This window comes from Lebetimonas natsushimae, assembly GCF_002335445.1.
In the GTDB taxonomy this organism is placed as follows: domain Bacteria; phylum Campylobacterota; class Campylobacteria; order Campylobacterales; family Nautiliaceae; genus Lebetimonas; species Lebetimonas natsushimae.
The window spans coordinates 219642-234883 of record NZ_BDME01000002.1; the positions used below are offsets into that span (position 1 = coordinate 219642).

General features: G+C 30.5%; 19 protein-coding genes. All 19 read left to right on the top strand.

Going from position 1 to position 15242, the window contains the following annotated elements; all coding sequences use genetic code 11:
* Positions 1-30: 30 nt before the first annotated feature.
* Genes LNAT_RS05580 through LNAT_RS05670 form a run of 19 tightly spaced genes read left to right on the top strand, consistent with a single transcriptional unit; the run spans position 31 to position 15176 of the window.
* Positions 31-1647: an inorganic phosphate transporter gene (locus LNAT_RS05580; RefSeq protein WP_096259254.1), complete on the top strand. Its 1617-nt coding sequence runs from the start codon at positions 31-33 to the stop codon at positions 1645-1647.
* A gap of 22 nt (positions 1648-1669) precedes the next feature.
* On the top strand, positions 1670-2569 hold the full coding sequence (gene fmt / locus LNAT_RS05585; RefSeq protein WP_096259256.1) for a methionyl-tRNA formyltransferase: 900 nt from the start codon (positions 1670-1672) through the stop codon (positions 2567-2569).
* On the top strand, positions 2559-3191 hold the full coding sequence (locus tag LNAT_RS05590) for a biotin--[acetyl-CoA-carboxylase] ligase (protein WP_096259258.1): 633 nt from the start codon (positions 2559-2561) through the stop codon (positions 3189-3191). The genes fmt and LNAT_RS05590 overlap by 11 nt, the downstream gene beginning before the upstream one ends.
* Positions 3188-3967, top strand: coding sequence for a ParA family protein (locus tag LNAT_RS05595; protein ID WP_096259260.1), 780 nt, complete (start codon positions 3188-3190; stop codon positions 3965-3967). The genes LNAT_RS05590 and LNAT_RS05595 overlap by 4 nt, the downstream gene beginning before the upstream one ends.
* Positions 3964-4788: a ParB/RepB/Spo0J family partition protein gene (locus tag LNAT_RS05600; RefSeq protein ID WP_096259262.1), complete on the top strand. Its 825-nt coding sequence runs from the start codon at positions 3964-3966 to the stop codon at positions 4786-4788. Before LNAT_RS05595 ends, LNAT_RS05600 begins: the two co-directional genes overlap by 4 nt.
* Before the next feature lie 31 nt (positions 4789-4819).
* A complete protein-coding gene (locus LNAT_RS05605) occupies positions 4820-5245 on the top strand; it encodes a F0F1 ATP synthase subunit B family protein (RefSeq protein ID WP_096259264.1) in 426 nt (141 codons plus the stop codon).
* Positions 5242-5745, top strand: a complete 504-nt coding sequence (locus LNAT_RS05610; RefSeq protein WP_096259266.1) for a F0F1 ATP synthase subunit B family protein — start codon at positions 5242-5244, stop codon at positions 5743-5745. Before LNAT_RS05605 ends, LNAT_RS05610 begins: the two co-directional genes overlap by 4 nt.
* Positions 5745-6260: a F0F1 ATP synthase subunit delta gene (locus LNAT_RS05615; protein ID WP_096259268.1), complete on the top strand. Its 516-nt coding sequence runs from the start codon at positions 5745-5747 to the stop codon at positions 6258-6260. Before LNAT_RS05610 ends, LNAT_RS05615 begins: the two co-directional genes overlap by 1 nt.
* 15 nt (positions 6261-6275) lie before the next feature.
* Positions 6276-7775 carry a F0F1 ATP synthase subunit alpha gene (gene atpA, locus LNAT_RS05620; protein WP_096259270.1) on the top strand — a complete coding sequence of 500 codons (1500 nt, stop codon included), beginning with the start codon at positions 6276-6278 and terminating at the stop codon, positions 7773-7775.
* Positions 7776-7788: 13 nt separating this feature from the next.
* A complete protein-coding gene (gene atpG, locus LNAT_RS05625) occupies positions 7789-8664 on the top strand; it encodes an ATP synthase F1 subunit gamma (protein WP_096259272.1) in 876 nt (291 codons plus the stop codon).
* 9 nt (positions 8665-8673) lie between these two features.
* Complete coding sequence (atpD, locus tag LNAT_RS05630; protein ID WP_096259274.1) at positions 8674-10077, top strand: F0F1 ATP synthase subunit beta; 1404 nt, start codon at positions 8674-8676, stop codon at positions 10075-10077.
* A 9-nt stretch (positions 10078-10086) separates the two neighbouring features.
* The gene (atpC, locus tag LNAT_RS05635) at positions 10087-10461 is read left to right on the top strand and encodes an ATP synthase F1 subunit epsilon (RefSeq protein ID WP_096259276.1); all 375 of its coding nucleotides are present in this window, start codon (positions 10087-10089) and stop codon (positions 10459-10461) included.
* Positions 10448-10996 (top strand): MotA/TolQ/ExbB proton channel family protein, encoded by a 549-nt coding sequence (locus LNAT_RS05640; RefSeq protein ID WP_096259278.1) that lies wholly within the window; start codon positions 10448-10450, stop codon positions 10994-10996. The genes atpC and LNAT_RS05640 overlap by 14 nt, the downstream gene beginning before the upstream one ends.
* Positions 10983-11360 carry an ExbD/TolR family protein gene (locus LNAT_RS05645; RefSeq protein WP_096259280.1) on the top strand — a complete coding sequence of 126 codons (378 nt, stop codon included), beginning with the start codon at positions 10983-10985 and terminating at the stop codon, positions 11358-11360. Before LNAT_RS05640 ends, LNAT_RS05645 begins: the two co-directional genes overlap by 14 nt.
* Positions 11357-12031, top strand: a complete 675-nt coding sequence (locus LNAT_RS05650) for a hypothetical protein (RefSeq protein ID WP_096259282.1) — start codon at positions 11357-11359, stop codon at positions 12029-12031. The genes LNAT_RS05645 and LNAT_RS05650 overlap by 4 nt, the downstream gene beginning before the upstream one ends.
* A complete protein-coding gene (locus LNAT_RS05655; protein WP_096259284.1) occupies positions 12028-13179 on the top strand; it encodes a translocation protein TolB in 1152 nt (383 codons plus the stop codon). The genes LNAT_RS05650 and LNAT_RS05655 overlap by 4 nt, the downstream gene beginning before the upstream one ends.
* An 11-nt stretch (positions 13180-13190) precedes the next feature.
* Positions 13191-13778, top strand: coding sequence for an OmpA family protein (locus tag LNAT_RS05660; protein ID WP_096259286.1), 588 nt, complete (start codon positions 13191-13193; stop codon positions 13776-13778).
* Between the two features lie 29 nt (positions 13779-13807).
* Positions 13808-14653 carry a tetratricopeptide repeat protein gene (locus tag LNAT_RS05665; protein ID WP_096259288.1) on the top strand — a complete coding sequence of 282 codons (846 nt, stop codon included), beginning with the start codon at positions 13808-13810 and terminating at the stop codon, positions 14651-14653.
* Positions 14654-14687: 34 nt separating this feature from the next.
* A complete protein-coding gene (locus LNAT_RS05670; RefSeq protein WP_172413510.1) occupies positions 14688-15176 on the top strand; it encodes an FKBP-type peptidyl-prolyl cis-trans isomerase in 489 nt (162 codons plus the stop codon).
* The last annotated feature ends 66 nt before the right edge of the window (positions 15177-15242 follow it).

A 15242-nucleotide genomic window follows, 5' to 3' on the forward strand; every position in this document is an offset into this window, starting at 1 on the left:
TTTAGTACAATTTTAAAAAAAGGAAGTTTTATGCAAGAGCTTCAGACACTTTCTAAAATAGAAAAGAAAATTCAAAAAAAATCTCCTTCATCTATTGTCAAAATCGGTATAGCGTTGTTTTTTATTGCAGTTGCGGTTATTTATGCCTATACAAATACCGGCAATGTTCCTAATGATGTTTATTTACTCATTGCAGTTGTATTTGGTGCTTATATGGCTATGAATATTGGTGCTAATGATGTTGCAAATAATGTCGGACCTACTGTCGGAAGCGGGGCTTTGAGTCTGACAGGGGCAATAATAATTGCCGCTATTTTTGAGGCAAGCGGAGCTTTGATTGCTGGGGCCGATGTTACAAACACAATTAGAAAAGGTATTATAGATCTGCATACTTTTGGTAATGTTGAAATTTTTATCTGGGCTATGATGGCAGCACTTCTTGCGGCAGCCCTCTGGCTTAATCTTGCCACTTATTTAAAAGCCCCTGTTTCCACTACACATTCAATTGTAGGTGGGGTAATGGGAGCCGGTATTGCTGCTGGCGGTTTTAATGTGGTTCATTGGATTACAATGGGGAAAATTGCTGCTTCATGGGTGATTTCTCCAATAATTGGAGGAATTATTGCCGCTTTATTTTTATATGCGATTAAAAAAAGTATAGTTTTTAAAGATGATAAAGTAAATGCAGCCAAAAAATGGGTGCCTTTTTATATTTCAGTTATGACATGGGCATTTATTACTTATATCATTATGAAAGGGTTTAAACATATTTGGGGCGATGTTGTTGCTTTTTTACCTTTTCCTTATTCTAAAAAACCACTTTTTTGGGAAGCGGCTGTTATTGGCTTAATTTTTGCGATAATTTCTTATTTTTGGTTAAAAGCTAAATTAAATAAAGAAGAAATTGAAAATACAAGAAAGGGAATTAATAAATATTTTATAGTTCCTCTTATTTTTTCAGCAGCACTTCTTAGTTTCGCACATGGAGCCAACGATGTTGCAAATGCAGTGGGTCCTCTTGCAGCAATTGCCGATGCAGTAATAAATGGCGGTATTAGTGCAAAAGCTGAAATTCCTTTTTGGGTAATGGTAATAGGGGGAGTTGGTATATCTTTTGGGCTTGCGCTTTATGGGCCAAGACTTATTAAAACAGTTGGTAAAGAGATTACAAAAATAGATCCGATAAGAGGTTTTTGTATAGCTCTTGCCGCTGCAATTACCGTAATTATTGCCTCTCAACTAGGACTTCCGGTAAGTTCCACCCATATTGCGGTAGGTGCTGTTTTTGGTGTGGGATTTTTAAGAGAATGGCTGCAAATTGTAAAAAAAGAAGATAAAGAGACAGAAAATGAGTTAAAAATAGCTGAGAAAGAATTGAAAAATGTTTTAAATGAGTTGGAAGTTTTAAAAAGTAAAGAAAATAAACAAAAAGAAGATTACAAAAGAATAGTTACTTTAATGGAAAAAGAAGATGTATTAAATGAAAAAATAAAAAAACTTAAAAAAATTCTAAAAAAAGAAATAAAAGCAAAATATGTGGAAAGAAATTTACTCTGGAAAATAGTGGCAGCCTGGATTATTACCGTTCCTGTTGCCGGAGTTCTTTCTGCAATGCTGTTTTTTATGATTAAAGGTATGATGGGGTAGATTAAAATAAAAAAGGATATAAATGAAAATTGTTTTTATGGGAAGCCCTGATTATGCGGTAAAAATACTTGATGGTTTAGTTGAAAATTTTGAAGTTGTTGCGGTTTATACTCAGCCGGATAAACCGGTTGGCAGAAAAAAAATATTAACCCCAACACCTGTTAAAAAATATGTTCTTGAAAAAGGAATTCCTGTTTTTACACCTACAAAACTTAATGTAGATGAGATTAAAAATTTTAATCCCGATTTTATTGTTGTAGCGGCTTATGGGATAATTTTAAAAAAAGATGTGTTGGAGATTGCCCCGTGTATTAATCTTCATGCCTCGCTTTTGCCAAAATACAGAGGAGCAAGTCCTATTCAGAGTGCTATTTTAAACGGGGATAAATATACAGGTGTAACTTCCATGCTTATGGATGAGGGGCTTGATACAGGAGATATTTTGGTTTGGGATTATACAGAGGTGGATAACAAAACAAGTATGGATTTATTTAATGAATTAGCTGATATTGCCGCTAAGCAAATTGTTTATACGATAAAAAATTTTGATAATATTAAGCCTCTTCCTCAAATAGATGCTTTAAGCTCTTATGCCCCTAAAATTAAAAAAGAAGATGGGTTTGTTGATTTCATCTCAGCACTTATTATGGATAGAAAATATAGAGCTTTTCAGCCTTGGCCCGGGATTTTTTGTGACAAATTTAAAATCAATAAAATGAAATTAGTTGATACCGATTCAACTAATATAAAAGGACAAATAATTGATATTGATAATGAAGGGGTTGTTGTAGGGTGTAAAAAAGGAATGGTAAAACTTATAAAAATTCAGGTACCGGGTAAAAAAGAAATAAGAGCAATTGATTATATAAACGGTAAAAGACTAAAAATTGGAGACAATATATTAACGCAAAATGAAAAGTGAAAAATTAAAAATTAAAAATGAAATTTGGAATATAATTTATTTTGATGAAATTAGCTCAACTCAAAAATATTTGCTTAATAATTTAAATAAATTTAATTTACCTGTTTGTGTTTGGAGCGAATTTCAGACAGACGGGATTGGAAGCAGGGGAAATAAATGGCTAGGAGAGAGGGGAAATCTTTTTTTTTCGTTTGCTATAAAAAACAATTTTGATGTACCGCTTCAGAGTTTTTCCATATTTTTTGCATATATTATGAAAAAAAATCTTGAAAAATATAATATCAAGCTGTTAATGAAATGGCCAAACGACTTATATACTAAAAATTTAAAAAAAGTATGCGGTGTTTTGACTAATTTAAAAAAAAATGTTTTGGTAGTAGGAATAGGGCTTAATACTAAAAAATCACCTTTAAAAAATTTTGACGGGTTGGATTTAAAAATAAAAAATGATAAAATTCTAAAAAGCTTTTTAGAAAATGTCTATAAATATTCTTGGAAAGACATTATAGAAGAATATAAAAAAGAATTTGATAAAACTAAAAGTTTATTTGATATTTATGGTGATTTGCAAAACGATGGCAGTTTAAAAATCAAAAATGAAAAGGTTTATTCAAAAAGATGATAGAAATAATATCTGTAGCAAATCAAAAGGGCGGTGTGGGAAAAACTACAACGGCTGTAAATTTAGCAGCTTCTATTGCAATAAATGAAAAAAAAGTGCTTTTAATTGATGCGGACCCTCAGGCAAACACCACTTCATCTTTAGGATTTTATAAAAGTGATTATGAATTTAATCTTTATCATGTATTAATTGGTTCTAAATCCATAAATGAGGTTATATTAAATACTAAAATACCGACTCTCGATCTAGTGCCTTCCAATATCGGGCTTGTAGGAATTGAAAGAGAATTTGATGAACTTGAGGATAAAGAGCTTGTACTTAAGAAAAAATTAAAAGAATTAAATACAGATTATGATTATATTATAATTGATACTCCTCCGACTCTCGGGATTATTACTATTAATGCTTTAAGTGCTAGTGACAGTGTGATTATACCTGTTCAAACCGAATATTTTGCTCTTGAAGGGCTAGGGCAGCTTCTTCAGACTATAAAGCTTCTTAGACGTACTAAAAACCCTAAGCTTAAAATTAAAGGAATTCTTCCTACGATGTATACGAAATCTAACAATCTCTCAAAGCAAGTACTTCATGATATTATAAAACATTTTAGGGATAATATGTTTAAAACAGATGATAAATTTATAGTAATACCAAGAAATGTCCGCCTCGCAGAAGCCCCTAGCTTTGGAATGCCTGTAATTTCTTATGATGTTAAAAGTTCAGGAGCTATTGCTTACGAACTTTTAGCAAAAACTATTTTGGAGAATAATAAATGAAAAGGCTTGGTAAAGGTTTGGGAGCAATTTTGGCTGATGTGGAAGCCGGATATTTAAAAGATTTACCTGAAGAAGGTTTAAATCAAATTGAAATTGAAAAAATAAAACCTAATCCTTTTCAGCCAAGAAAAGAATTTGATGAAAAATCTATTGAAGAGTTGGCTACTTCAATAGATAGATACGGACTCTTACAGCCGATAGTTGTTATAAAAGATAGTGGAAATTATATATTAGTGGCGGGGGAGAGAAGATTAAGGGCAGTTAAGAAATTAGGTAAAAAGGATATTAAAGCAATAGTTCTTGATATCGATTTAAATGAACTTAGGGAATTTGCATTAATTGAAAATATTCAAAGAGAAAATTTAAATCCTATAGAAATTGCAAAATCATTAAAAAGCCTTATTGAAGAACATAATTACACCCATGAAGAGCTTGCTAAAATAATTTCTAAAAGCAGAAGTTATGTAACCAATCTGTTGAGATTGCTTAGTTTACCTGAGTATGTACAGGAAAAAGTTAAAAATAATGAAATAAGTGTAGGACATGCAAAAATAATGGCCAATTTAGATGAAAATGAAATAAAACATGTTATAAGTGAAATTAATAATAAAAAATTAAATGTAAGAGAAACTGAAAATTTAATTAACAAAATAAAAAATAAAAAAGAAAATAAAGAGATAATACCAGAAGTTACAGTTTTATCTGAAAAATTAAAAAATTTAGGTTTAAAAGTGGAAATAGGCAATAAATATATTAAAATATTATGGAAAAATGAAAAAGATAGAGAAAAATTAAAAAAATTGATTGATTTAATAAGTTAAAATTATGTAAAATTTCAAAAAAGGAGAATTTATGCTTGAAATTAATATATGGCTGATGTTAAGTGTAGCTGTGATTTTTTTAGTTACAATGTTTTTTTTGAATCAGTGGTTGTTTAAGCCATTAGTTTCTTTTATGGAAGAGAGGGAAGTAAAACTTCAAGAACAAATGAAAATGATTAATTCCAATTCGGAAGATACGGAGAAATTGGAAAAAGAAATTGAAGAAATTTTAAACAACGCTAAAAAAGAAGCTGCTAAAATTAGGGAAGAGGCAAGGGTAAAAGCTTTAGAAGAACTGCAGGAGCTAAAAGATAAAAAACAGGCTGAAATAGAAGAAGCTAAGGTTAAATTAGCAGAAGAAATTGAAAAAGAAAAACAGAGAATTCTAAATGAGTTAAGTAAAGAAAGCAGTGAAATTAAATCTATGATTGAAAATAAATTAAGGAATGTGGCATGAAAAAAATAGCAGTTTTATCGCTTATTTTCAGTGCAGTTTTATTTGCAGGTGAATCATCAATTAGCGGAACGGATATTGTGCCAAGGACTATTAACTTTTTAATTTTTGTTGCTATTCTTTGGTATTTGGTTGGTAACAAGGCAGTGGAGTTTTTTAGAAAAAGAAAAGAAAATATTGCTGCAAAATTTCAGGAGGTTGAAAATAAGTTAAGAGAGGCGAAAGCTAAAAAAGAAGAATTGGAAGCTAAACTTGAAGAAGCAAAAGTTACAGCTAAAAATATAATTGAAGATTCAAAAAATGAAGCAACCGTAATTTATAATAAAATTATGGAAGATGGGAAATTAGAACTTTCCGCAATGGATAAATTGTTTGAATCATATAAAGAAAATGAATTAAGAAAAGCTAAAAAAGCAATTGTTAAAAAATTCCTTGAGGATGTATTGAAAGACATTCATATCAGCAGTGAAGAAGCTGCAAAACTTATATTAAAGGCTGCATAATGGTAATAGAAAAATATACAAAGGCATTAATTAGTTCTTTAAATAAAGATGAGCAAAAAGAAATATTTGAAGCTTTAAAAAAATTAGCACTTTTAAGTAAAAATCAGAAATTTATTTTGATATTGAAATCTCCGCTTTTATCTCAAGAAGAAAAAATCAATTTTGTTAAAGAGTTAACGAATTGTTCAAATCAAAAATTTGTTAATTTTATTCATATTCTACTTGAAAATAAAAGAATTGATTTATTAAAAGATATTTTTAAAAATTATTATGCCAAATTAGCGTTTTTAAACAATACGTTTGAAGGTGTAGTAGAGGGTGAAATTAGTGAAGATACATTAAAAGCTTTAGAAGAAAAACTTTCATCTAAATTTAATGCTATAATTAAACTGAATTTAGAAAAGAAAGACATAAATGGGATTAAAGTTTTTGTTGACGTTTTAAATGTTGAAGTTGCAATTGATGAAAATAGAATTAAACAAGATATAATTACAGATATCTTAAAAGCAATCTAAAAGAAAGGAGTATATGTGGTACAAGAAATCACTTCAATCATAAAAGAGAGAATCGAAAATTTCGATTTAAAAGTTGACGTTGAAGAAGTAGGTAAAGTAATTTATTCTGCTGATGGTATTGCTAAAGTTTACGGTTTAACAAATGCAATGGCTGGTGAAATGGTAGAATTCGAAACAGGTGAAAAAGGTTTGGTGTTTAACTTAGAAGCCGACAATGTTGGTGTTGTTGTACTTGGAAAAGGTACAGACATTACAGAAGGAAGCTCTGTAAAAAGACTTGGAAGACTTATTTCAGTGCCTGTTGGGGAAGCTTTAATAGGTAGGGTTGTAAATGCTTTAGGTGAGCCAATCGATGGTAAAGGGGCTATAGAAGCGGCTGAATACAGATATGTTGAAGAAAAAGCGCCAGGAATTATGGCTAGAAAATCTGTTCATGAACCACTTCAAACAGGTCTTAAAGCAATTGATGCATTAGTTCCAATCGGAAGAGGTCAAAGGGAATTAATTATTGGGGATAGACAAACTGGTAAAACTACTGTTGCAATTGATACAATTATCAACCAAAAAGGTCAGGATGTAATCTGTATTTATGTTGCAGTAGGTCAAAAACAATCAACTGTTGCAAATATTGTAAGAACACTTGAAGAACACGGAGCAATGGAATATACAATTGTTGTAAACGCCAGTGCATCTGAAGCTGCTTCACTTAAATTTTTAGCACCGTACGCTGGTGTAACAATGGGTGAATATTTCAGAGATAACGGAAAACATGCATTAATCGTATATGATGATTTAAGTAAACATGCTGATGCTTACAGAGAAATGTCACTTCTTTTAAGAAGACCTCCAGGAAGAGAAGCATATCCAGGGGATGTATTCTACTTGCATAGTAGATTACTTGAAAGAGCGGCTAAACTTAATGATAAATTAGGAGCTGGAAGCCTTACAGCACTTCCAATTATTGAAACAAAAGGTGGTGATGTAGCCGCATATATTCCAACAAACGTAATTTCAATTACAGATGGACAAATTTTCCTTGAAACTAATTTATTCAACAAAGGTATAAGACCTGCTATTAATGTTGGTTTATCTGTTTCAAGGGTTGGTGGTGCGGCTCAAATTAAAGCTATGAAACAAGTTGCCGGTACACTAAGACTTGATCTTGCTCAATACAGAGAACTAGAAGCATTTGCCCAGTTTGCAAGTGACCTTGACGAAGCAAGTAGAAAACAGCTTGAACGTGGTCAAAGATTAGTAGAAGTTCTAAAACAACCGGCAAATCAACCGTTACCGGTAGAAAAACAGGTGGTTATCATTTATGCAGGTACTAGAGGTTATTTAGATGATATATCTGTTAAAAGTGTAAGAAAATTTGAAGATGAACTATATCCATTCATTGAAGCAAAATATCCTCAAATTTTTGAAAATATTAGAAGTAAAAAACAAATTGACAGTGAAACCGAAGAATTACTTAAAAAAGCCCTAGAAGAATTTAAAACTCAGTTTGAGGGATAAGAAGGGATTTTAAATGGCAACTTTAAAAGAGTTAAAACAAAAAATAAGCAGTGTAAAAAACACACAAAAAACAACTAGAGCAATGAAACTGGTTTCTACTGCCAAATTAAAAAGAGCAGAAGAAGCCTTGATTCGCTCTAGGGATTATGCAAGAAAAATTGATGAAGTATTGCATGATATTTCAGCAAAATTATCAGCGGTAAAAGATGTTATAGATTTAAGAGCTTTTGCTAAAGTGGATATTAAAAAAGTAGATTTAATAGTTATTACCGCTGATAAAGGTTTATGTGGTGGATTTAATATTCATACAATTAAATCGACTCTTAATTTAATAAAAGAGCTTAAAGATAAAAAAGTTAAAATAAGACTAAAAGTAATTGGTAAAAAAGCGGTTGAATATTTTAAATTTGTCGGTATAGAAATGAATGAAGAAATTATTGGCCTTTCTTCTGCTCCAAATTATGACAGAGCAAAAGAAATTATTGAAGAGAGTTATCATGATTATGTAAATGAAGATATAGACAATATAATTTTAATTTATAACGGTTATGTAAATAAACTTACACAAAAAGTTCATATTAAGGAACTTTTACCAATTGAAGTTGAAGAAGAAGAAAATGATGTTTATCTTGAAGTAGAACCAGATCAGGATTACGAAGTTATTCTTGAAACTTTAGTTAAACAATATTTAGAATATTCATTGTATTTTGCATTACTTGATTCACTCGCCGCAGAACACAGTGCAAGAATGCAAGCAATGGATGCTGCAACAAATAATGCAAAAGAGATGGTTCATCAACTAACTCTTGAATTTAACAAAGTAAGACAAGAGAGTGTTACAAGAGAATTAATTGAAATAGTAACCGCTATTGAAGCAATGAAAAAATAAAGGAGTAATATGGAAGGTAAAGTTTTACAAATATTAGGTCCTGTTGTAGACGTAGAATTTACAGATTATCTACCTGCAATTAACGAGGCTTTATACGTAGAGTTTGAAGTAGAGGGTAAAAATAAAAAAGTTGTTTTAGAAGTTGCCGCACAAATCGGTGATAATATTGTAAGAACAATCGCAATGGATTTAACTGACGGACTTGTTAGAGGTACAAAAGTAGTAGCGACTGGAAAACCTATTTCAGTTCCGGTTGGAGAAGTGGTACTTGGAAGAATTTTTAATGTTACAGGTGATGTAATTGATGAAGGTGAACCAATTCCAGCTGATGCTCCAAGATGGTCAATTCACAGAGATGCACCTGCTTTTGAAGAACAATCAACAAAAATGGAAGTTTTTGAAACAGGTATAAAAGTTGTAGACCTTTTATGTCCATATATGAAAGGTGGAAAAACTGGTTTATTCGGTGGTGCAGGTGTTGGTAAAACAGTTATTATTATGGAATTGATTCACAATGTTGCATACAAACACAGTGGATATTCTGTATTTGCAGGTGTTGGTGAAAGAACAAGGGAAGGAAACGACCTTTATCATGAAATGAAAGAAAGTGGGGTTCTTGATAAAGTTGCACTCTGCTACGGGCAAATGAATGAACCTCCGGGATGTAGAAACAGAGTAGCAATGACTGGACTTACAATGGCAGAATATTTCAGGGATGTTGAACACAGAGATGTGTTAATGTTTATCGACAACATATTCAGATTTGCTCAAGCTGGTGCTGAAATGTCGGCATTACTTGGAAGAATTCCTAGTGCAGTTGGTTATCAACCAACTTTGGCAACTGAAATGGGTAAACTGCAAGAGAGAATTACATCAACAAAAAATGGTTCAATTACATCTATTCAGGCAGTTTATGTGCCGGCTGACGACTTAACAGACCCAGCCCCGGCAAGTGTATTTGCTCACTTAGATGCAACAACAGTTTTGAACAGAAAGATTGCAGAAAAAGGTATTTATCCGGCAGTTGACCCTCTTGATTCAACAAGTAGAATTCTTGACCCTCAAGTTGTTGGTGAAGAACATTATAATGTTGCAAGAGGAGTTCAGGAAGTATTACAAAAATATAAAGACCTTCAAGATATTATTGCAATTTTAGGTATGGATGAATTAAGTGAAGAAGATAAATTAATTGTTGCAAGAGCAAGAAAAATTGAAAAATTCTTATCACAACCATTCTTCGTTGCAAAAGTATTTACAGGTGCTGACGGTAGATATGTCGAACTTAATAAAACAATTGAAGGTTTCAAAGAAATTCTTGAAGGTAAAGTTGATGATTTACCTGAAAATGCATTCTATATGGTTGGTGATTTAGATGAGGCTAAGGAAAAAGCTGAGAAAATGAAGGCTAAATAAAGGTAAAAAATGACAGCAGAAATCGTTACACCTCTTGGAAAAGTTTTTGAAGGTGAAATTAAAGAAGCTTATTTTCCTGGTATAGAAGGGGAATTCGGGGTATTGGAAAACCATGCCCCTTTGGTTACTTCTTTAGCACCTGGGGTTATTACTTTAATAAAACCTGATGGTAAAAAGGAAATTATTGCTATTGATAAAGGTTATGTAGAAGTTACACCAAATAAGGTTAATGTGTTAATTTCTACAGCAGTACCAGTCAGTGGTCCTGATGAAAGCGAAATTGCCAAAAAACTAGAAGAAGCAAAAAAACTTCTAAGAGATGCAATTTCAAGTGATACATTATATGCTAATGTTGAAGCAAAGATAGAAAGTGCAATTAGATAATATTCTGGCTAATCCTATAAACATTGTTGTTTTAGGATGGCTCGGAATTTATCTTTTTTTTGTTTTTTTTATTTTTTTTTATAAGTATTTAACACTTGCCTCTTGGATAAAGAACGAAGAAGAATCGCTAAATACATTGCTTATGAGTAAAAATTTTTCTATAAAGTCCTCTTTAAAAACATGTATTGAAAATAAAATCATTAATAAATATTCTTTTAATGCCTGTATTGAAGCTGCCAAGAAAAAGGCAAATAATTTTATTATATTTTTAAGTATTGTTGCCTCAACCGCACCTTTTATCGGATTATTCGGTACTGTTATAGGAATTTTACAAGCTTTTAATTCCATGGAAAAAGTAACTACTATTAATATGATTGCACCCTCAATTGCAGATGCTCTGATTGCAACGGCTATAGGTATAGTAACCGCGGTACCCGCATACAGTTTTCATCAGATACTTTCAAAGAAAGTGGATGATTTAATAACAATACTCAAAATTCAAAGGGATGTGTATTTAGCTGATGAAAAAGCCTGAACTTAATATAACCCCTTTTGTAGATATTATGCTGGTTTTATTAGCCATTTTAATGGTGTCTGTAACAATGAGCACCTATCAGGAAAAAAGTGTAAATCTTCCAGAAGGAAGTAAAACAACTCCTGCAGTTAAAAAAGCTTCTATAAACATTGTAATTACCAAAGATTTAAAAGTTTTTGTAAATAAACAGGAGTTTTCTTTAAATGATTTTTTAGAAAATTTTAATTTGAAATATGGAAATTTTAACAAAAACGCATTGGTATATATTGCGGCTGATAAGAATATCAGATATGAATATTTTATGAAAGTATATGCTGCGGTTGTTAAAACTGGATTTACCCAGATAGGATTACTTACTAAATGAGGGTTTTTGTTTCACTGATTTTAACTCTTTTTTTTTATTCTCTTATTGTTTACTTCTTTTTCTTAATATTTAATAAACCAAAACCGAAACAGGAAGTGTTAATTCATACTGCAATTGTACTGCAGAATAAAACTAAATCTGTAATTAATAATCATGCTAAAAAAACGGAAATTCCTAAAAAAAAGTCTGTTAAAAAAACGGTAAAAACCGTTAAAAAAGTAAAAAAAGGTTCCAAATCCGCTTTTACCAAAGGCGGTGAAGTGAATTTTAACGATATATTCAAGAATGTAAAATATAATGTTGATAGTAAAAAACTACATCAAAAAAAGCAACTTGAAATGAGTAGATTTAAAGGAATAGAAAAAAACTTAAAAAAAGTAAAATTGATAAATTTTGATATTTCATATACTAATAGTGGAGGCAGCGTCAGTGATAAGGATATTGAAAATATAATTGCAAAAAAATTATCTCCTATCTGGGATTCAATTTCAAATATTGCCGGTGAATATGCTAAAATAAATATTATTTTTAATGGTACTGTGAATGTAAATATAATAGAAAGTAATTTACCTGATGATAAGCAAAATCTGTTAATAGAAAAAATAAAAGATTTAAAATTTGATAAAAATTTTAATATAACAGTAAAATTTATAACAAAGGCTAATAAATGAGAAAAATTTTAATAATACTTTTTTTCATTGCAGGTTTATTTGCGAATGAACTTGTGATAACTAAATATCTTGAAAACAAACCTAAAATATCAGTTCAATTTAACGGAGATAAAAATGTATTAAAAATTTTGGATATGGATTTAAAAGTATTAGATCATTTTAATTACAAATACAATGATGAAAATGCTTCTTTTAAAGTAGATTTTGAATATAAAAACAATAACTTAACCGTTAGATATTTCAGTGGTAACAATTTATTGCAAACACATATTTACAAATCCAACACTTATGCCTTTTTCCCTTTTTTGGTTCATAAAGCGGTGTATGATTTAAATAAATATTTTAATTTACCGGATGCTAAATTTTTAATTAGAAAAGTCATATATTCAATGTTAGTGGCGCCAAAACAGGCAAATATTTATATTTCCGACTATACTCTTTCATATAAAAAAAGATTAATAAGCGGAGGGCTTAATATTTTTCCGAAATGGGCTGATGAAAAGCAAAGGGAAATTTATTATACAAAACTTGGAAAATATGCAACGATTTATAAATATAATATTTATACCGGAAAAAAAGAAAAAATATTAAGTTCACCCGGACTTGCTATTGTATCTGATGTTCATGAAAATAAAATATTAATCACACTGGCCCCACAGGGATTACCTGATATTTACGAATATGATACAGTTACAAAAAAACTAATAAGACTTACAAAATATTCTGGAATAGATGTAAGCGGTAAATTTTGGGGGAATAAAATTGCATTTGTAAGTGACAGATATGGAATTCCGTTTGTATTTTCAAAAGATTTAAATACAGGCAAAACAATAAGAGTGCTCTATCAGGGTAAAAATCAAATAGGTGTGGATACTTTTAAAAATTTACTTGTAGTGAGTGTAAGAGAAACAAATAAGGAATTTGGTGAAAATACTTTTAATCTTTTTTTGATAAATAAAAATGACGACAGCTTAAAAAGGCTCACTTTTGGCGGACAAAATATGTATGCAAATTTTTCAGTGGACGGAAATTCGATAATGTTTATAAAAAGAGAGCATTTTTTTAGTAAAATTGGTATAATACGTTTAAAGGAAAACAAGGTGTTTTATTATAAGTTGCCAAAAATATTACAATCATTTGATTGGTAAAGGAGAAAAAAATGAAAAGAAAATTATTAGTAGGTATTGCAGCGGCAGTTCTATTTTTAGCAGGATGTTCTAAACAGCCGAGTTTGGAAAATGCTCAAAATGTAAATGCTAATCAAACACAGACAGAACAGACTGCACAAACAAATGAAAATGCAACAAATCAAAATGAGAGTGTAAGTACTGAAAATGCAAATGTTGAGGAAGAGACACTCGGTGGAGCAAAAGTCAGTGCTGAAAATGCGAATCAGGAGTTTGCAAAAAAACTTTCAAATATAGTTATATATTTTGATTTTGATAAATATAATATCAGACCGGACCAATGGCCAAAAGTTGAAAAACTTGCTGAACTTATAAAAAGCAATCCAAGCAATTACACAATAAGAATTGAAGGTAACTGTGATGAGTGGGGAACTGAAGAATACAATTATGCTTTGGGTTTAAAAAGGGCAAATTCTGTAAAAAATGCTTTAATAAAACTTGGTGTAGATCCTAAAAAACTTACAGTTATCAGTTATGGTGAATTAAATCCGGTATGTACTGCTCATGCTAAATGGTGCTGGAGATTAAACAGAAGAGATAATTTTACATATCTTCCATAATCAGGTACAATTCCTAAAAAAGGAATTGTATGAAAAAACTTCTTTTTTTACTTCCCTTATTATTATTTGCTGATGTTGACCCTTTTAATGCAGGTAATTTGAATTCTCCTAACCCGTATGGTCTGACTCCGGATGAGAAAGCTATTTTAAAAAATAAGAATGAAATAAATAAAAATAAAAAAACAATTTTAAAATTGGAAAATGAAATAAAAAAAATAAAAAATGATATAGCCAGTAAACTGGTAATGTATGATGAAACTATTAACGATTTAAAAGATAAAACTTCTTCAATCAATACTATTATCAGTGAAATAGACAATTTGAATCAAAAAATAAGCATTATTGAAAACAATCTTTCAAATTTAGAAAACAATATCACCGCTTTAAACAAAAAATATGATACGTTAAAAGAAAGTATTAATCAAATTGTAAAAGTCCAAAATGAAAATTTTAAATATTTGACAACTTCTATCCAAAATATACTGATTCAAATAAAAAATCAAAACACATCGCCGAAATCCGCATTTTTAAAAGCAAAAAAATTATATTTTTCAGGTAAATTAAATGAGGCAAAAAATTTATTTTTAATATCACTAAATAATAATTATTTACCGGCTACTAGCAGTTTTTATTTGGGTGAAATTGCTTATAAGCAAAAAAAATATAAAGAAGCTTTGGCGTATTATAAAAAAAGCATAAGTTTATATCCGAAAAAAACTTCTTTTACTGATAAACTTCTTTATCATACAGGAATGTCATTTGAAAAACTGGGCATGAGTGAAAATGCAAAATTAACGTTTGAAAAATTAATTCATGATTTTAAAAATTCAAAATACGCGAATTTAGCTAAAAAAGAGTTGGAAAAACTGAAATAATATGTTATACTGTGAAAAATTATAAAGGAAAATTATGGCTGAAGTTTATTCAATAGAATATACAGTAAAAAATAAAGAAGGTGAAGTAGTTGATACTAATAAAGGACAGGCTCCGCTTGAATTTGTTGCAGGAAAAGGACAGATTATCCCTGGTCTTGAAAAAGAAATTGTGAAAATGAATGCCGGAGAGGAAAAAAGCGTTGTAGTACCTGCTGCTGAGGCATATGGTGAAAGAAATGAAGAAGCGGTTCAAACTCTTCCAAGAGAGCAGTTTGAAGGAATTGAACTTCAAAAAGGAATGACACTTTACGGTCAGTCTCCTGATGGACAAACAATTGCAGTAACTGTTAAAGATTTTAATGATAAAGAAGTTACAATAGATTATAATCATCCGTTAGCGGGGGAAGATTTATATTTTGATGTAAAAGTTGTATCAAAAAGAGAAGCCACACCAGAGGAGGCTTTAACTGGTCAAATTGGCGGTAATGCCTGCGAATGTGGTGAAGGATGCGGGTGCCATTAATGGCCCGCTTTTTTTATTGGAATTAATTGGTGACTGACACTTAAAATTTACTCATAAAATAGTTTA